Source organism: Desulfomarina sp., assembly GCF_054039375.1.
On the sequence record NZ_JBPLBA010000016.1, the window covers coordinates 1 to 18,177 of the forward strand.

The window sequence follows — 18,177 nt, forward strand, 5'->3', positions numbered from 1 at the left end:
CCCCTGTGAGGAGTTAGTGAAACAGTGTTTTCTGTTATTCGATCAGACTGGTTGATTCTGCCGACGGTTGATTTAATAATACACGGAATTCCCTTTATTCATTGAGTGTCACACAAAAATAAAAGTATTTTCAGGTAAAATGTGTTATATTTAAACGCTGTTGTATTGATGGTAAAGAATGTTTCCTGCAACCTATGGGTAATATAAACAGTAAAAAGCTGTTTTGATTATACAAAATATTCCAAATCCGTATTTTTCCGTTGGTTTTTGTGAAAAAATTCAATCTGTCGATGTTTTACGGCAGTTGGAATTTTCTTTGCTCGCAATCCAGAGAGCATGCATGGTTGAGATTTAAGATTCAGCCGATTTTGTAAAAAGAGTCTTGGCCCGTATTTCTTATGAACATTAAGTTACTTTTCCTGGACAGGATGTCATTGAGCAAGTTCAGGCGTATTTGTCCTGTGGAAAAATTTTCAATATGTTCATTGGTGGTCGGTCCTGTCCTCGTCATCTTCACCAGTATTCTGGCAACAAACAGAACAGACTATGGTTTACTGCCGAAAAACTTGAAGGTGCGAAGAATGGGCCGGCAGGAAATCCGGGTTGGGGGTTTTAACTGTTCTGCCTTATTATAGGTGCCTTGGAACAAGGAGATATGAGTGTTTGCTGAAGGTGATATGGCTGTCTATCCAGCCCATGGTGTTGGTGTTATAAAGTCTGTAGAAACACAGACTATTGCGGGTATCAATCAATCATTTTATGTCCTGGAGATTCTGGATAACAGAATGAGAATAATGATACCGACAGAAAGCAGTGAAAGTGTAGGTCTTCGGGCCATAGTCAATAAAAATGAAGTAAGTGGTGTGCTTGACATACTTGCTGACAGAACTGTTGAACTTGGTTCGCAGACATGGAATCGGCGTTATCGAGATTATATGGAGAAAATCAAGACCGGTTCTGTTCATGAAGTTGCTGCAGTTCTTCGTGATCTTTTTCTCCTCAGTGTGGATAAAGATCTTTCTTATGGTGAGAGAAAAATGCTGGATACAGCCAAAAGTCTCCTGGTGAAGGAATTGTCTCTGGCCCAGAATACTGAAGAATCCGCTGTCAGCAAAACCATAGATTCCATCTTTTCGTAGATTCCTGCGCTAATCCTGAATCCGTGAGTGTTCTCTGGTTATGCAAAATTATACCTGATCACCCATGAAATTCAGCCTGATTGGAGATGTGATTGCTTTATCAGGCCAGCCTGCGGTGAAAATCACGGGAAATCTCAATTGACAGGGAATTTGATTGAAAAAATGTCAGTTCAGGTTTTTAAAATCGGTAAAATGTGATTTTAGAATACGTTTGATAAAACCCCCAGGCTCACAAGTTGCAGGGTAATTGCTCACAGGCGCTGCAACTTTTCACGGTCTCTTTTGTCTGCACAGGTAGGCTACAGCAAGCAAAAGAGCCGGCAAAAATCTGCGGCACCTGTGACCAGTTACGTTGCGGGCTGAGTTTTGTACGTAATCAAAATTAAATTTGCCCATCTTGATGCCCCCTGGAAAAACCAGGCGGAAATTCCAGTATTACGGTAAAACGACAGATGGCGCCTTCCATGGCAGCTATAACGTATCCTCTCAATGGAAGATAAAAATCTTTCCCGGTTCTCCGATGATTCCTTTCTTTTCAAAATAAGCAATCGGGAAACAGGACTTCGCCTCGACCAGTTTCTTTCCAGCCAACTGCAAACCGTGTCCAGAACCCGAATATCCACTTCAATCCGAAGCGGGTTGATCACTGTTGATAACAGGGCACAGAAAGCGAGTTACCGTCTCAAGGCAGGGGAGACTGTTGCCGGAACATTTATTAAACCTCCTGCACTGGAAGTTTTGCCGGAGAAGATTGATTTTACCGTTCTTTTTGAAGACAGTAGCTTGATCATTCTCTCCAAACCCCCCGGTATTGTCGTTCATCCTGGAAGTGGTAATTATACAGGGACCCTTGTGAACGGGCTGGTTCATTACTGCAGGTCAATAACAGCTGTGGGGGACAGTCTTCGTCCCGGAATTGTTCACAGGCTTGATAAGGATACATCCGGTATTATGGTAGCGGCAAAAACTGAGCCTGTCCAAATGATGTTGATGGATACCTTTAAAAACCGCAAGGTGAAAAAAAGCTATCTGGCACTTCTTCACGGTCTCATGAGAGACAGAAAAGGTCGGATCTCAGCCCCCATCGGACGACATCCCGTAAATAGAAAGAAGATGACAGTTCTGCCAGGCAGGGGGCGTCATGCTGCCAGCAGCTGGGAAGTGATTGCCGAATCGGACAATCGGTTCTCTCTGGTTAAGATTGTTATTGAAACCGGAAGAACACATCAGATACGTGTACACATGGCTCATCTCGGTCATCCTGTTGTGGGGGACTGTGTTTATGGCAGCAATAGAAAAAACAGCTGTTTTCCACGTCAGTTGCTCCACGCCCATCGTCTGGTTCTACAACATCCTGTGAAAAAAACAATGCTGGACATGACTGCACCCCTTTGGCCGGATTTTGTGCAAGTGCTCAAGGAGCTGGGGATGGATGAATCCTTGAAGCAATGACGGTTTCATGCTGGTTTTTTTGATATCTGAATCCTGCATTTCAGAAAATGAAAAAGAGTCTCTGTAAAAATCTGTGGCAGGTGGACCCTTGCATTGAATGTTGACGGATTCAGTGGAGGCAGGAGAAAATACTGTGAAAATTGCTGTTACCGGAGGCCTGGGGAGTGGGAAAAGTACAGTCAGCAACCTGTTGGCCGCAGGGCTATGCTGCGAGCTGGTGAATACAGATGAAATTTGTCGACAGCAGTTGCTTCCGGAAGAAAAAGGATATGCCAGGCTACTCGATTGTTTTGGCAGGGAGTTTCTTGCCGCAGACGGAGCGATTGATCGAGCAAAATTGCGGGAAGCTGTTTTTTCAGATAATTCCGTTAAAGACAGGCTGGAGTCAATTCTTCACCCTCTGGTTCGGGATATTGTCCGGGAAAAGGAAAAATCAACAGACTGCCTTCTGGTTGAGGTGCCTCTGTTATACGAAGTTGGCTGGCAGGAGGATTTTGATGTCTGTGTACTGGTCTATGTCCCGGAAGCAGTAGTTTATGAACGGGTGGCCCGCCGGGATGGTCACAGCCGGGAGATTATTCGATCGATTCTTGATAATCAGATGCCTCTTGATGAAAAACTTTCACGCGCTTCTTTCATTATTGACAACAGTGAAACCTTTGTTTCTACCGTAATACAGGTTGGTCACCTGTCGCGGGTGATTCTTGCTTTGGGCATGCGGTAAAATATCATAACTCCTGAATCATGACCCCTGACGTGAAATTGCTCCCCAACCACAGATTTTTGCACCCTTTTTGTCCGCTACAATTTACCTGTGCGGACTAAAGAGACTGTGCAAAGCCGTGGGAGGTGAACTATTACATCTCGACCCGTGACGGCTTCGTGATACTTTCCGGTTATACTGGATAAAACAGAAAAAAACATGATACACACACAGATGCAGGAAAAAGCTTGACAGGGGGGTATTGAATACGTATAAGGAGACAACAAAATTGAAATCCAATTCCTGTCTTTGTTGAATCATTTTTTGAACCCTGTTTAAATATCCTGCCGGGTACGTGTTTGTCAGTTAGACAAGCTTCGTATGCTCACAGTTTTCAATTTCTTGATTCGTCATGGATCTGGTCAACAGGCCCCATTCTGGTTTATATCTGGAACACAAATAGAGATAGCAAACATTCACATCTGAATCCTGCATATTTTACAGGAAATGTAATTTGCTCACATGCACCCCAGCTTTTCACGGCTTCTATTGCCTGTTGCCTGCACAGGCAGGCATCAGAGCGAACAAAACAGCCTGTAAAAATCTGGGGCAGCTGAACAATTGCAGCTCAGAAGGAAAAACATAGAGTTATTAACCCTGTAGTAGTTACCGGGAAATATAAGACATCTGTGATGTCGTACTGTTTCTGGTTGTTATCACAATTGAATTTTTATTCCCACAGCTTTTGCACTCATTAGAGGTATTGTCCTGAATTGAGAGTGATGCAATCTGTGGCTTGTCGTTATCCTGCCAAAAGCCTCAAAAAGGAGAAGTGGATTAATGAATCTGGCGGAACTGAAAGTGATGAAAATCGGTGAACTTGTTAAGTTCGCCCGTAAACTCAAAGTCGAAGGATACAGCTCCCTGCGGAAACAGGAGTTGATATTTGCAATTCTTAAAGCCCAGTCCGATAAAGACGGAAAGATGAGAGGGAGTGGGGTTCTGGAGATCCTTCCCGATGGATTCGGCTTTTTAAGGGCTCCTGATTATAACTATCTTCCCGGTCCGGATGATATTTACGTTTCACCATCCCAGATTCGCAGGCTTAATCTTCGAACGGGGGATACCATTGACGGTCTGGTAAGGGCACCCAAGGACGGAGAGAGGTATTTCGCCCTGCTCAAGGTTGAAAGTGTGAATTTTGATCCTCCTGAGGCATCAAAACAGAAAACGCTCTTTGCCAACCTGACACCACTTCACCCCAATGAGCCGTTTACTCTTGAATGGCAGCCGGATAATTATGCCATGCGGATAATGGATATGTTTGCGCCTATCGGTAAAGGACAGCGCGGACTGATTGTTGCACCGCCACGAACCGGTAAAACGGTCCTGATGCAGAAGATTGCTAATTCCATTGTTCGTAATCATAAGGATGTTTACCTTATAGTACTGTTGATTGATGAGCGTCCTGAAGAGGTTACGGAGATGACCAGAAGTGTCAGAACCGCAGAAGTAGTCAGCTCAACCTTTGATGAACCACCCCAGCGGCACATCCAGGTAGCTGAAATGGTGATAGAAAAAGCCCGGAGACTGGTGGAGCATAAAAAAGATGTGGTGATCCTTCTGGACAGTATCACCAGGTTGGCACGGGCTTATAATACTGTAACCCCCTCCAGCGGAAAAATTCTCTCCGGTGGTGTTGAGGCAAATGCTCTGCACAGGCCCAAACGGTTTTTTGGTGCCGCCAGAAATATTGAAGAGGGTGGCAGCCTCACGATACTCGCGACCGCATTGATTGAAACCGGCAGTCGTATGGATGAGGTTATTTTTGAGGAGTTCAAGGGAACAGGTAATATGGAGCTGGTGCTGGATCGAAAAATGGCGGACAAACGGATTTTCCCGGCCATAGATATCAAACGTTCCGGCACCCGAAAAGAAGACCTGTTGATCAAAAAAGACGCGCTGAACCGTATCTGGATTTTAAGAAAGCTTCTCAATTCCATGAATCCTGCAGACTGTATGGATTTCCTTATCGACAAGCTCAAGCATCAGAAAACAAACCAGGATTTTCTTGATTCCATGAATGGATGATTAGTAATTGCTTGCAGGTACCCGAGCTTTTCACGATCTCTCATGTCAGTATTGGGCTGTCGCGAATAAAAGAGCCGGCAAAAATCTGTGGAACCTGTGACCAATTACGATGATTCTTTATTTCGTACGTTGCTGAACGCTCCAGGATTCTGGAAAATATTTCACTTGAAAAATTCTGGTTGTTGATTATTATATCGTTCTTGTTTTATCTGAAGGCTCTCCACGGAAAGACTTTGTGCCGCTGTTGGAGTTTTCATAGTTAGTTGCGGCTGAACCTTCGGTCCGGCCATGTTTTTTATGGGGAGGTCTCCTGGCGGATTTGTCCCCCGGGTTGAACTTTCATAAACTATCAGGTTCAATTATATTTAATTTCAACACCACATGAAGATGTGTGGGAGGAATAGCGATATGAAAAATGATATACATCCTGAATATCATAAAATAATGGCAACATGTGCCTGCGGCAGTGAATTTGAAATGGGTTCAGTCATGGAGGAGATGAAAGTTGAAATCTGTTCCGCGTGTCATCCATTTTTTACCGGAAAACAGAAGCTTGTGGATACTGCCGGACGTATTGAGAAGTTTAAGCAGCGTTATGCAAAACACTATGCGGAGAAAGAAAAAGGAAAACAGTAAATAATTATTCTTTTTTAGCAGCTGAGCGTTTTCTCTCTGCAGTTCTGTTCAGGTTTTGTCCACAACGATGGTTCGCATGGTTGTGGACTTTTTTCTTTCATCCCCTATCCCTTTGGTTGAGCTTCTATGTTTGAAAAATTTGCTGATCTGGAAGAAAAGATTTCCCATCTGGAAGGTCGACTTTCTGACCCTGAACTCGTGACAAATCAGAAAGAGTACCAGAAAGTAGTTCGGGAGCATGCACACCTGACAAAGTTGAACGGAATCTATTCAGAATACAGACACGTTCAGCAGGAGCTGGAAAATAACAGGATTTTACTGCAGGACGATGAGGATGCGGAAATAAAGGAACTCGCCAGGCTTGAGATTGAGGAGCTCGAAGAGAAGGAAAAGCAGCTTGACCAGGAAATTAAACTCATTCTTCTCCCCAGGGACCCCAATGATGCAAAAAATACCTTCCTGGAAATCCGTGCCGGAACGGGCGGGGATGAGGCAGCACTTTTTGTTGGAGATCTTTTCAGGATGTACTGCCGTTTTGCTGAGAGCATGGGATGGAAAGTTGAGATAATGAGTTCAAGTCCTCTTGGTATCGGTGGGTTCAAGGAGATTATTGCCCTGATCAAGGGAGAACAGGTCTATTCGAAGCTCAAATATGAGAGTGGTGTTCACAGGGTTCAGAGGGTGCCGGAGACTGAAACCCAGGGCAGGATTCACACCTCGGCCGTAACAGTTGCAATATTACCTGAAGCTGATGAAGTTGAGCTGAATCTTGATATGTCTGAACTCAAAATAGATGTATTTCGTGCATCGGGTCCCGGTGGACAGTCTGTTAATACCACTGATTCAGCAGTTCGAATCACCCATCTACCGACGGGTGTGGTTGTTTCCTGTCAGGATGAAAAATCCCAGCATAAAAACAAGGCAAAGGCATTGACTGTTCTTCGTGCCCGGATTCTTGATCAACTGGAAAGAGAACACCATGACAAAATATCCAGGGATCGCAAAAGTCAGGTAGGCAGCGGAGATCGCAGTGAGCGGATACGAACATACAATTTTCCCCAGGGACGAATAACTGATCACAGGATTAATCTGACCCTCTATAAACTCGAAGCAGTTATCGGTGGGAAGCTCGAAGAAATTATTTTTCCTCTCATGGCCCATGATCAGGCGGAAAAGTTGAAAGCCATTCAGTAAAGTAAACTGAAGAACCTGCAAAAATCTGCGGCACCTGTGAACAATTACAGTTCAGAGATAATAGAATCACATAGTTGCTGCCCCTGTGAGGAGTTACCTTGTCTGTGAGCAATTACTTTGGGGAGGATATGGTCCGATCTTATGGATATAAATGAACTCCTCCGGGCCGGAACAGCCGCATTGGAAAATGCAGGGATTGCCTCTTCTGCAATTGATGCGCGGGTTTTACTGCAATACTGTCTTGGCAGGAATCATGTTGAGCTTCTGCTTCACGGGGATGAGCAAGTAGACAGAAGCAGCGAATTATTTTATTTTCAATGCATTGACAGGCGTAAGAACCATGAGCCTGTTGCCTATATTCTCAGGCAGTGTGAATTCTGGTCCCTGCCTTTCAGCCTGACAACCGATGTTCTGATTCCCCGTCCTGAAACGGAATTTCTTCTTGACAGAGTATTGGCAATGACCTTGAAAGAGAATCTGGAGAAGGGGAGAATCCTGGATCTCTGTTGTGGAAGCGGGGTGATCAGTGTTGTTCTTGCCCGGGAAACCGGGCAGCGTGTTCTGGCTGTCGATATTTCTTCTGATGCACTGGCAGTTGCCGCAATAAACAGGAACGAACACGATCTTACTTCCAGGATTGATCTGCTCTGTGCTGATCTGTGTTCCGCCATCTACCGGAAAAATCAGTTTTCTTTGATTGTCACTAATCCTCCCTATGTCAGAACTTCAGCAATACAATGCAGTCTGGAAAAAGACGTTGCCGGTTTTGAACCACACCTGGCCCTTGATGGGGGAGAAAAAGGGCTGGATGTCATACGGAAAATCCGTTCAGAGGTGCCGCTCCTGCTTGTACCCGGTGGTGAAATATTCATGGAAATCGGGGCAGACCAGGGAGCGGCTGTCGAGAATATGTTTCTTGAAAATGATACAGATCGTTCCGGATTTGTTCAGGTAAGAATAATTACCGATTATGCCGGCCTTGACAGAGTACTTTACGCACAACTGGAATATTAAGGTAATTATTCACAGGCACCCAGCTATTCACGGTCTCTTTTGCCGGCATAGGCAGGTTATAGCGAACAAAGGAGCCTGCAGAATCTGCGGTACCTGTGACCAATTACATATCAAGGTCTATGGGATTTGGCCAGGACGCAAGCCTTTTATTTAATTACCAGCAAGAGACAATAAAAAAGATACAGGGATAAACCATGGAAAAACTGATAGTTGAAGGAGGGCGAAAACTTTTCGGTGAGGTGCGGGCAAGTGGAGCTAAAAATGCGGCATTGCCGCTTATGGCCGCCACATTGCTGGCCCCGGGAAAACACACCCTCCACAATGTTCCGGATTTACGGGATACCAGGACCTTTATCAGATTGATGGGGGAGTTGGGAGTTGTATGCGAGAGAAATGGAGATTCAGTAACCTTTGAGAGCAGCAGTCTTGCCCATGGGGAAGCTTCTTATGATCTGGTGAAAACGATGCGCGCTTCAGTTCTGGTACTGGGACCGCTTGTGGCCCGACTCGGTCGTGCCAGGGTCTCTTTGCCCGGGGGATGTGCAATTGGTGCCAGACCCATAAATTTTCATATCATGGGGCTCGAAAAACTTGGCGTTACCTGTAAACTTGAAAAGGGCTATGTGGACGCACGAATTTCCGGAAGACTCCAGGGAAATGTGATTTATTTTGATATTCCTTCGGTGACTGCTACGGAGAACCTGCTGATGGCTTCTGTTCTTGCTCAAGGGACAACAGTGTTGAAAAATGCGGCCCGGGAACCTGAAATTGGCAATCTGATAGATATGCTGGTTCAGATGGGAGCTGAAATTCATGGCAGGGGAAGTGATGTGCTGACAATTCATGGAGTTGCCTCTCTCGGTGTCGCTGACTGCAGGGTTATTCCGGACAGAATTGAAGCGGGAACTTACCTGATTGCTATTGCAGCGACCGGAGGAAGCGGAACCGTTACTCACTGCAATCCTGCCCATTTGCCGGCTCTTCTTGAAAAGCTCAGGGCAACAGGGGTTCGGGTTACAGAACATGGTGACAGTATAAGTGTTGAACCGCAGGATGGCAAAAGGGCATTAAAGGGAGTTGATATCAAGACAATGCCTTATCCCGGTTACCCTACTGATCTGCAGGCTCAGTTCATGGCCCTCATGGCAGTCAGTGAAGGCGTCAGCATGATTAATGAAACCATTTTTGAAAACCGCTTTATGCATGTGGCTGAATTGCGCAGAATGGGGGCGGATATCAAGGTCGATGGTCGCAATGCCATCGTAAGGGGGAGGGGGGAACGTGGCCTGTCCGGAGCACCTGTTATGGCAACCGATCTGCGTGCCAGTTCTTCTCTTGTTATCGCCGGCCTGGCAGCTTCAGGACGTACTGAAGTTGCCAGGATCTATCATCTGGAGCGTGGATATGAGGACCTGGTTGATAAGTTGAATGGGTTGGGAGCCAGGGTCTGGAAGGAACAGGAATAGCGGCACCTGTGAGCAATTACAGTTCAGAGATCAATGTCGTTAACTTAAGATGAGTCCCATTCCGACCTCGTCCGAGGGACGCTATAAACCCGTCCCTGGGGGCTTGACAGCAGCCGTCCTGGCTGCAGACACCCTCGACCAAGGTCAGAATGGGACTTTCCTTAACTATCTTGTCCTTGAGTTAATGACATTGGTTCAGAGATAATAAAACTTGATTACCCATGAAACTCAGCCAAATTGTGGATGTGCCTGTTTTATCAGGCTAGCCTACGGACTAAAATCACTGGAAATCTCAATTGATAAGGAATTCAAATGAAAAAGTGTCAGTCCAGGTCATATTATAATCAGTCTAATGTGATTTTTGAAATACGCCTGATAAAACAGGCCCAATCCCCAGACTCGCAAATAACAGGCTGAGTTTCATAAGTAATCAGATAATAAAATCATAGAGTTGCTGTTTCCGTCAGTGGTTACGGACATGGTAGTGATAAATAGCTTCAAATTCCTGGAGAATTCCCGTATCATTTTATTGTGATGAGGTGTGAGGTGTGAGGTGAAATGGGATTGAGGAGAGTCGGACAATGAGAATACTGGTGCTGGAAGACGCGAAGTCAACACAACTGCTGATAAGAAAAAGGCTGGAAAAGGAAGGTCACCATGTTGAAGTGGTGGACAATGGGCATCAGGGATTCCTCCTGGCTTCTTCCGTCATCTTCGATGTTATTCTTACCGATATCAGTATGCCGTTCTGGGACGGGTTTAAATTTATTGAGGCAATTAGAGTTGTTTCTCCTCATATGCCGATCGTGATTCTCTCCTCAAGAAGCGATGATCTTGAAGTCAGACGGCGTTTGAGAAAATATAAAACAATAGTCGGCATTCTGCCTAAACCCTTTGATTTTCAGACACTGTTTTCCATTTTGAAAAGTGTTCGTGTCCAGACCCACCATACAATCAATAAGAAATCCCGCATTGTCTGTACCCTGGGGCCGGCCAGTTTCAGCCCGGAAATATTGGGTAGAATGATCCTGGCCGGAATGGATGTAGCCCGGTTGAATTTTTCCCACGGAACCTATGAAGATCATGCAGCAGTTCTCGCAACCTTGAGACAGGCGGAATCTTTATGGGAAAAACCTGTCGCTGTTCTTCAGGATCTCTGTGGTCCGAAAATCAGAACGGGGAGGATGAAAGATGGCCGGGTGGAACTGCTTCCAGGGAAAAAGATTGTGATGCAGGCAGCGGAAATAGAGGGAACAGCCGAGTGTATTTCAACCATCACTCCGGAAATATTGAAAGACCTGAAAAAAGATGATCCGATTCTTCTGGATGACGGGCTGTTGGAACTCAGGGTTGTAGAAGAAGGGGAGGAACGGGTTGTCTGTGAAGTGGTGGTGGGTGGACTTTTGAAATCGGGCAAGGGGATAAACCTGCCGGCGACATCCCTTTCTCTGCCGAGTATTACCGATAAGGACTGGCGGGATCTGGATTGGGGCCTGAATCATTCAGTTGATTATGTTGCCCTTTCATTTGTCAGGTCTCCTGAAGAAATTCTCAGTATAAAGGAATATATCAGGAAGAGCGGGAAACGGGATCTTCGCGTTATTGCAAAGATAGAAAAACCGGAGGCGGTAAGGGATATTCGTGAAATAATATCGGTTTCAGACGGGATCATGGTGGCTCGCGGTGATATGGGCGTTGAGCTTCCTGCGGCCAGAGTACCACGTATTCAGCAGGAAATTATCAAGCTCTGCTGGCAGAATAATAAACCCGTAATTACTGCTACCCAGATGCTTGATTCAATGACTGCATTTTCGCGACCGACCCGGGCCGAGGTGACTGATGTCAGTGTTGCCATAAAGGAAGGTACCGATGCGGTCATGTTGTCTCAGGAGACTGCAACCGGCAGAGATCCTGTCAATGTAGTACGTACCATGGCGGAGATTATCTGCGAGGAAGAACGGTATTCAGGGATGAGTGTTGAAGAGTATAAGCAATTGATGGATGATTCTACTGCAAATCCTGTTATTACGGCCGCAGCCAGTCTGAGGAATGTGGCTGCAGTCATGCTGTTTGATCCGACAGGCAGTTTGTATCCCGTTCTGTCAAAATGGAACAGGACCATTGTTTCGATTCTTATAACCCGATCCGAACATGTAGCACGTCATGCGAGTCTTTATAAAAACATTATTCCACTTGTCATCAGAGAGGAGCTTGATCGGGAGCATATGCTGGAAAAAGCCGTGGATACAGCCCGGAAATCTGGATATATCAAGGCAGAAGATGTTGTCGCCGTTCTTTATGGTGAGGGTGTGAGGGAATGCAATATCAGACAGATTGGTGCGTTGCAGCTGATAAAGGTTTAAGTTGGTAATGAAAATAGAATTACCTGATGGGATTAAAGCATTTGTTGTTCGTTATAAGGAAAGAATAATCCTGACTGGTGCCGCAATTCTTTTTGCGGTACTTGTGGCAGGGGGGATTTACCTGCAGCAGAAGAACAAAAAGTCGAAAGAAATTCCTGAAAAAAAGATTCCTGTAAAAGTGGAAATCAAAGCAGCCAGGTCCCTGGGGAAGTCTCAGCCAGAAAAGAATCCGAAACCGACTACATTTTTTCTCAAACCCTCTCCCGGTGAGCTTCTTGAACAGTTAAGTAAAATGGAAGGTTTTGATGAAAAGGTTGCTGCCCGGAAATTTACTCAGTTACCGGTAATATGGCCTGTCTACTTTTTTTCCCTGACCCGGAAAGATGAAAAAACAGCCAGGCTGGAACTGGATGTCTCTGAAGATGGTTTTGGGGTATTGATTGTCTCGCAAGTGCCGCTCGAAGATTATCCGGAGCTGACAGATCTGAAGGCAGGAAAAAAATTATGGGTTGCGGGAGAGATCACGGCTGTTGATCCTGCCGGTACGGGAACAGTATACCTGAAACTGGATTATCTTCGTTTTTCCGATCCTGTGGCAGAAGAAGCGGTAACGATAAAGGAGGGCGAAAAAAAAGAATAGTACCTATTCTACCTGGGCCGGTAAGGGCAATTTGATTGTAAAAAGAGCTCCGCCACCTTTGGCTTTACTAACCGCAATAGTCCCTTTATGAATTTCCACTGTCTGTTTTACAATGGCAAGTCCAAGTCCTGTTCCATCCGTTCTTGATGTGTAAAATGGTTCGAAAATCTGTTCCTGCCTGTCTTTCGGGATACCTGGGCCATTATCACTGATCTTGATTTCGAGGATTTCATGATCCCCTTTTCCTTGTATTTCTCCAGCTGTAATGGTGATAGTTTCCTTTCCCTTCGGGCAGAAAGAAAGTGCATTCTGGATGAGGTGGTTGAAAACGGTAAACATCTGTTTTTCATCAGCCCAGACATCAAGAGCATGGTCGAGTGTGATATTTATTTTGCAGGTGGATGGCCATGCAGGGTCAGCACGACAAACCTGCAGGACCTCATCGAGACAGTTTTTTAATGAGAACCATTTCTTGTCAGTGTGTTCCGGTCGTGAAAATCTCAGGAAATCCCTGACGGTATCAATGAGTCTGTTTGATTCCCGAAGTATGATTTTGGTCAGTTCAAAATTTGTTCTGTTTTCGGCTCCATCGGAGGAAAATTCATGGGCCAGTACCTGGGCAGACCCGGAGATAGCTGTGAGAGGGTTATGGAAATCATGGGCGATAGAGGCACTCATCATACCGATAGCTGCAAGCTTCTCTGCCTGCCGGACTTGTTTTTCAAGTCGTTCAATTTCACTGATATCCTGCAGCGTAATAATTTTATTGTGACCGTTGTTACGTTGGTCTGCTCTTTTTTCCGTATCTTGTATGACCATATGGGAGTAACCTATACGGACTTTTTTACCGTCTGAGCGAATGAAATTAATGGTATTTCTCAGGTTTGGGTGGGAAAGGTCCAGATCCGGAAAAAGCGAAAACAGTTTTTTCCCGATGAGTTTGTCCGGTGAGTGTCCAGTAATTTTTTTGATGGCATTGTTGGCTGAAGTTATTTTGTTTTGTCCGTCAAGTGTCAGTATTCCTGTCGTAATATTGTCAAAAACCTGTTTGTAAAGGATTGCAAGCTGATCGAATTTCTGGATGGATTCAGTCAGGGCATCTTCAGTACTGCGCAGGCGCAGACCGAAAAGTGCACTGAGCAACGCCGCCAGAAAAAATGTCAGACCGTGAACCGCGAAGTGATTGAGAATGACAAGGGGAGGACTGGGGACAAACGATATGAATTCCAGAAGGTAACGGGGATAGAGTCCCTGTGTTTCCAGAATCAGAAGCAGACCGTATTGGAGACTTGCTGCGGCTGCCGCAAATAATCCACTCTTTCTTGGAAGAATGAGCCCTCCGGAAATAATGGGAAAAAAATAGACGGAAGTGAAAATAGAGTTGGATGAACCGGATAGAAAAATAAGAACGGAAGCGAAAAAGGTATCAAGTAGATTTTGTATAATGCCGAATTTACGAAGATTGCCCTGGTAAACAAGGAGGTGAAAAGCTGAGAAAATTGTTGTCAGATAGATAAAGAGCAGGAGCAGAGTCAGTATATTCTGGGGAAGGGTAATAACATCGAACTGGTCACCTTGGAAAATAAGGCTTATGCCAAGCAGAAAGGTATAAAGGATGACCCGCAGCAGCAGCATCCAGAGGAGTTGAGTCCTCAATATCTGGTTGACACTGCCAGCCTGCTCAGCTCTGCCTGCTAATGATTTCAGGTCAATCACGTTAAACTGATCCCGTATTTCTGCACCTTGTATCGCAGTGAACGAAAACTGATTCCGAGGAGTTCAGCCGCTTTCATCTTTGAATTATTGGTTTTTTTCAAGGTATGGAGGATGAGTTTCTTCTCAAGATTGGTCATCACATGTTCGATTCCGAGGTCATACAGTTCCTCTTCGCTGGAAGCGGCCTGGAAGAGGGAATCTGATTCCGGGAAAGAATCATCTTTCATCTCTTTTCTGGTTTGACCATAGAGCGTGAGGCTTTCGGGTAAAATGATGTTGGAACTCTCCAGGGCCACTCCGCGTTCAATGATGTTTTCCAGTTCCCTGACATTTCCGGGAAAATCATAGTTCATTAAAACTTCGAGGGCATAGGAAGATATTTCCTGGATTTCCTTGCCGAGCTGTCTGGAATACTTTTTCAGAAAATGTTCAACAAGCAGGGGAACATCTCCCTTTCTTTCGCGTAATGGTGGGACCCGCAGGGGGACAACAGCCAGTCTGTAAAAAAGATCCTCTCGAAATCTGCCGGCACTGATTTCCTCTTCGAGGATTTTATTGGTGGCGGCAATGATACGAATGGAGATCTGCTGGATTCGGGTGCCGCCAACCGGCTTGATTTCTCTCTCCTGGAGAACCCTTAAAAGTTTTGTCTGAATGATTGGTGTGAGCTCACCTATTTCATCGAGGAAAGCAGTACCGTTGTCCGCTTCCATGAAGAGACCGGGTTTGTCTTCAATAGCACCGGTAAAAGATCCTTTGACATGGCCGAACAGTTCGCTCTCCATAAGGTCTTCAGGGATGGCGCTGCAGGTAATGGGGACAAACGCAGCACTGGCAACTTTCGAGTGATTGTGTATTGCACGGGCCACCAGTTCTTTGCCTGTACCCGATTCACCATAAATGAGGACATTGGCGGGAGTGGGTGCTATACGCCTGATCATGTCAAATATTTTTAACATTTCCCTGCTTTCACCTATTATTTCAGGGAAGGCGTCACTCTGTTCTTTTGCACTGCTGCTCTTTTTTAGCTTGCTGGTGGCGGACTCTATAACGGTTTTGATTTCATCAACATTGAACGGTTTGGAGATATAATCGAAGGCGCCATTTTTCATGGCGAGTACGGCATCATCAGGAGAGGCAAATGCCGTTATCATAATTACAGGCAGATCGGGGTTTTCTTCCTTTATAATCTCCAGGAGCTCAATGCCACTGATTCCGGGCATGCGTATATCACTGACGACGACTTCAAAGTCCCGGTTTTGGATCATGTCCAGAGCGATATTTCCATTTTCGGCAGTTTCGACAGAATTTCCCTCTTTTTCCAGGAAAATTCTTAGGAAATCTCTCATGCCCCGTTCATCATCAACTACAAGTATTGATGCCATTGCAATCGTGTTTTTATGTGGAAGAAGAACCTGGTTCTATTTCAGAAGAATCGGCCTGACGATGGTTTTCAGATATAAGTCCGCGAGTAATTACAATTTTACATGAGATAGTTAAAAGAGACAAGAGGAGTGCATTGAGAAAATCACCGCCCCTTTGGACTATCCACTGGTGATACAACCTGATTTCTTCGAACCCATTAAAATAGTACTGAATCTGGTCCACAGGGAGGTGAGCGGATTTTTTTTAAATGCATGCGATTTGTGAATTTCTGATTAACCCTGAAACTCAGCCGGATTCTGGATGTGCCTGCTTTGTCAGGTCGGGTTTTGCACGTAATCTGAAATGAATTTATATTAATTTTTCAAGTTGTTACCCGAAAAATAATTACAAAGGGATCACAGATTCAGGATTCAGTTCGCATTTCCTGTGCAGTTTTTGTGAAGAACTGATTCTGCGGATTTTCTTCCGAAAAAAGTAAAACAGCATCATGGACAATCTGAGCCTCAATAGAAACGGGCGTTTTATCTTCTTTCAGTTGCTTCAGGACAGAAAGCACTTCATCCACAATGGCATCATTGGTGGACAGTTTCTTTAAAATATTCTCCGCATCATTTTCTCCCACACCTTCAAGGTAGGCGCAGCAGAGGATAACAGCAAGTTTTCCTCCTTCGGATTTGCCGATATTTTCTGCAAATCTGGCTATTTTGGTCGCCCGGCTTATAGCCTTGAAATCCGTATGAAAATATCGTTTTACTTCTACAGCAACCTTGTCTTTCAGAAGGGAATCCCGGATTCCTTTGAATTCTTCAGGCAGTGTCCCTATACACTGTTCAGCGAAGGGACAATAAGCCGCACACCCAAAATCCATTTTGGGATTGACGAAACGGTTTTCACAATGGGGGCATTTTCTGCTTGTATCATCTTTATAGAATTCGACCGGTTTTCCACATTTCGGACAATCCACTTCAAAAATGGCGTTGTCTGTCCAGTACTGCATATCCTGACCTGGGCATTTCATAGAGATTCCCCTGATTTTTTCGGCTGATAACAATGGCTGCTCCTGTCCGGGTAAGCCATACCTTTTTCTGTAAATTTAATACCACTACAGTAAAAGTATACCGACAAATCAACTGTTGTACATTGATGTAGGTCAAAAACAGATCTGATTTTCCCGAATCCGCAAGCGTTGGCCCGATCTGCACGTCATACACTTCACGGTAAAATTGTCAATCCGCAGTTCAAAGAAAATGAAAAAATATACATCCACTCTTTCATTTTCTGAAGTGCAGGATTTAGGTATTATATGGTTTTATTACCTCTGACACTGTAATTGCTCACAGATTCCGCAGATTTTTACAGGCTCTTCTTTGCTGTAGCCTGGCTGTACGGACAAAAGAGATCGTGGAAAGCTGAGGTAGATGAGCAATTACAGTTTTTTTATTGCCGCCCTCTGTCGGGAACAGATAAAAAAATTCTTATTGAGGGCAGTTTTGGTCCATGATTTTCTGTACTGCCTGCACAGAAGGAGCAGAGTCAGGCAGATCAAGCAATGATTTCTTTTCCATATCGTACTCAAGAAGTGCAGGATCATCGGGTATGACACCGACAATGGGTACACCGATTTCTTCAACTTCCTTCAGAAATGCTTCACTGAGCTGTTCGGGCCCCCTGGAGACAATGATTCCAAGCTGCTTCACCTTGAGGTTCAGTCCGTCAAGCATGGTGTGTATTCTCTTCAGAGCCCGCAGCCCTCGGAGGGAATAGTCCGTGACCATGAAGAGCATGTCGACTTTGCCACTTGTTCTTCTGCTGAGGTGCTCCATTCCCGCCTCGTTATCAACGACCATGTACTTATAATGAGCGCTCAATTTATCAGTGAAATTATTCAGTATATTATTAACCATACAGTAACAGCCCTGACCCTCCTGTCTGCCCATGACAAGCAGATCAAACTGGGGACGTTCGATAATAGCCTGTTCAACAAGGGTTTCAAGATAATTGATCTTATCCATTCCCGACGGAATACTCTGGGGATCTTTCATATAGGTTTCACGTATATCCCCTATTGTGCTGGGTACTTCCAGGCCCATTGTTTCACCAAGGTTACTGTTCGGGTCTGCATCTACAGCCAGTATTGGCCCCTTGTCCGTCTGGGCCATGTAACGGATCACGAGGGTGGCAACCGTGGTTTTTCCAACTCCACCTTTACCGGCAAAAGCTATTACTTTACTCATGGGTTACTCCATCTGATATTAAAGTCAATTTATCATTGAAAAAAAAAGCTTCATGCTGCACTACAAAAAACGGTGCGTTTCAGAAGCAGAGCCTTGTTTAAATACACCTGGAACTGTAACCATTTCCAGGAAAATGAAAAGGG

14 protein-coding genes are annotated in these 18,177 nt (G+C 45.0%); 10 read left to right on the top strand and 4 right to left on the bottom strand.

Translation table 11 applies throughout. The annotated features are described in order from the left end of the window. Window positions 1-659 precede the first annotated feature (659 nt). From ACXLDX_RS00970 to ACXLDX_RS01015, 10 genes are all read left to right on the top strand, one after another. A complete protein-coding gene (locus tag ACXLDX_RS00970; RefSeq protein ID WP_457575317.1) occupies window positions 660-1,139 on the top strand; it encodes a CarD family transcriptional regulator in 480 nt (159 codons plus the stop codon). A gap of 489 nt (window positions 1,140-1,628) precedes the next feature. Next, window positions 1,629-2,591 (top strand): RluA family pseudouridine synthase, encoded by a 963-nt coding sequence (locus ACXLDX_RS00975; RefSeq protein WP_457575318.1) that lies wholly within the window; start codon window positions 1,629-1,631, stop codon window positions 2,589-2,591. Between the two features lie 97 nt (window positions 2,592-2,688). Further along, window positions 2,689-3,315: a dephospho-CoA kinase gene (gene coaE / locus ACXLDX_RS00980; RefSeq protein WP_457575319.1), complete on the top strand. Its 627-nt coding sequence runs from the start codon at window positions 2,689-2,691 to the stop codon at window positions 3,313-3,315. An 819-nt stretch (window positions 3,316-4,134) separates the two neighbouring features. Further along, window positions 4,135-5,385, top strand: a complete 1,251-nt coding sequence (gene rho, locus ACXLDX_RS00985; RefSeq protein ID WP_457575320.1) for a transcription termination factor Rho — start codon at window positions 4,135-4,137, stop codon at window positions 5,383-5,385. Window positions 5,386-5,793: 408 nt separating this feature from the next. Continuing rightward, window positions 5,794-6,021 carry a 50S ribosomal protein L31 gene (rpmE, locus tag ACXLDX_RS00990; protein WP_457575321.1) on the top strand — a complete coding sequence of 76 codons (228 nt, stop codon included), beginning with the start codon at window positions 5,794-5,796 and terminating at the stop codon, window positions 6,019-6,021. 126 nt (window positions 6,022-6,147) lie between these two features. Further along, on the top strand, window positions 6,148-7,215 hold the full coding sequence (gene prfA, locus ACXLDX_RS00995; RefSeq protein WP_457575322.1) for a peptide chain release factor 1: 1,068 nt from the start codon (window positions 6,148-6,150) through the stop codon (window positions 7,213-7,215). 141 nt (window positions 7,216-7,356) lie between these two features. Beyond that, window positions 7,357-8,229: a peptide chain release factor N(5)-glutamine methyltransferase gene (gene prmC, locus ACXLDX_RS01000; protein ID WP_457575323.1), complete on the top strand. Its 873-nt coding sequence runs from the start codon at window positions 7,357-7,359 to the stop codon at window positions 8,227-8,229. Between the two features lie 194 nt (window positions 8,230-8,423). Beyond that, window positions 8,424-9,695 (top strand): UDP-N-acetylglucosamine 1-carboxyvinyltransferase, encoded by a 1,272-nt coding sequence (murA, locus tag ACXLDX_RS01005; protein ID WP_457575324.1) that lies wholly within the window; start codon window positions 8,424-8,426, stop codon window positions 9,693-9,695. Window positions 9,696-10,276: 581 nt separating this feature from the next. Next, window positions 10,277-12,058: a pyruvate kinase gene (gene pyk, locus ACXLDX_RS01010; RefSeq protein ID WP_457575325.1), complete on the top strand. Its 1,782-nt coding sequence runs from the start codon at window positions 10,277-10,279 to the stop codon at window positions 12,056-12,058. A 7-nt stretch (window positions 12,059-12,065) separates the two neighbouring features. After that, entirely contained in the window at window positions 12,066-12,698 is a 633-nt protein-coding gene (locus ACXLDX_RS01015; RefSeq protein ID WP_457575326.1) for a hypothetical protein, read from the top strand. Window positions 12,699-12,701: 3 nt separating this feature from the next. On the opposite strand, the gene ACXLDX_RS01020 is transcribed toward ACXLDX_RS01015, so the two are convergent. The 4 genes from ACXLDX_RS01020 to ACXLDX_RS01035 all read right to left on the bottom strand — a co-directional run bounded on the left by ACXLDX_RS01020 (window position 12,702) and on the right by ACXLDX_RS01035 (window position 18,034). Further along, entirely contained in the window at window positions 12,702-14,414 is a 1,713-nt protein-coding gene (locus ACXLDX_RS01020) for a two-component system sensor histidine kinase NtrB (protein ID WP_457575327.1), read from the bottom strand. Continuing rightward, window positions 14,411-15,799, bottom strand: a complete 1,389-nt coding sequence (locus tag ACXLDX_RS01025; protein WP_457575328.1) for a sigma-54-dependent transcriptional regulator — start codon at window positions 15,797-15,799, stop codon at window positions 14,411-14,413. Before ACXLDX_RS01025 ends, ACXLDX_RS01020 begins: the two co-directional genes overlap by 4 nt. A 404-nt stretch (window positions 15,800-16,203) precedes the next feature. Continuing rightward, window positions 16,204-16,818 carry a phosphohydrolase gene (locus ACXLDX_RS01030; RefSeq protein ID WP_457575329.1) on the bottom strand — a complete coding sequence of 205 codons (615 nt, stop codon included), beginning with the start codon at window positions 16,816-16,818 and terminating at the stop codon, window positions 16,204-16,206. A gap of 457 nt (window positions 16,819-17,275) precedes the next feature. Beyond that, a complete protein-coding gene (locus ACXLDX_RS01035) occupies window positions 17,276-18,034 on the bottom strand; it encodes an ATP-binding protein (RefSeq protein WP_457575330.1) in 759 nt (252 codons plus the stop codon). Window positions 18,035-18,177 lie beyond the last annotated feature (143 nt).

Bases quoted from the DNA above. Each gene is read 5' to 3' on its own strand.
- ACXLDX_RS01030 (WP_457575329.1), bottom strand. From the start codon at position 16,818: ATGAAATGCCCAGGTCAGGATATGCAGTACTGGACAGACAACGCCATT.
- pyk (WP_457575325.1), top strand. From the start codon at position 10,277: ATGAGAATACTGGTGCTGGAAGACGCGAAGTCAACACAACTGCTGATA.
- coaE (WP_457575319.1), top strand. From the start codon at position 2,689: ATGTTGACGGATTCAGTGGAGGCAGGAGAAAATACTGTGAAAATTGCT.
- ACXLDX_RS01015 (WP_457575326.1), top strand. From the start codon at position 12,066: ATGAAAATAGAATTACCTGATGGGATTAAAGCATTTGTTGTTCGTTAT.
- rpmE (WP_457575321.1), top strand. From the start codon at position 5,794: ATGAAAAATGATATACATCCTGAATATCATAAAATAATGGCAACATGT.
- ACXLDX_RS00975 (WP_457575318.1), top strand. From the start codon at position 1,629: ATGGAAGATAAAAATCTTTCCCGGTTCTCCGATGATTCCTTTCTTTTC.
- rho (WP_457575320.1), top strand. From the start codon at position 4,135: ATGAATCTGGCGGAACTGAAAGTGATGAAAATCGGTGAACTTGTTAAG.
- prfA (WP_457575322.1), top strand. From the start codon at position 6,148: ATGTTTGAAAAATTTGCTGATCTGGAAGAAAAGATTTCCCATCTGGAA.
- murA (WP_457575324.1), top strand. From the start codon at position 8,424: ATGGAAAAACTGATAGTTGAAGGAGGGCGAAAACTTTTCGGTGAGGTG.
- ACXLDX_RS01025 (WP_457575328.1), bottom strand. From the start codon at position 15,799: ATGGCATCAATACTTGTAGTTGATGATGAACGGGGCATGAGAGATTTC.
- prmC (WP_457575323.1), top strand. From the start codon at position 7,357: ATGGATATAAATGAACTCCTCCGGGCCGGAACAGCCGCATTGGAAAAT.
- ACXLDX_RS01035 (WP_457575330.1), bottom strand. From the start codon at position 18,034: ATGAGTAAAGTAATAGCTTTTGCCGGTAAAGGTGGAGTTGGAAAAACC.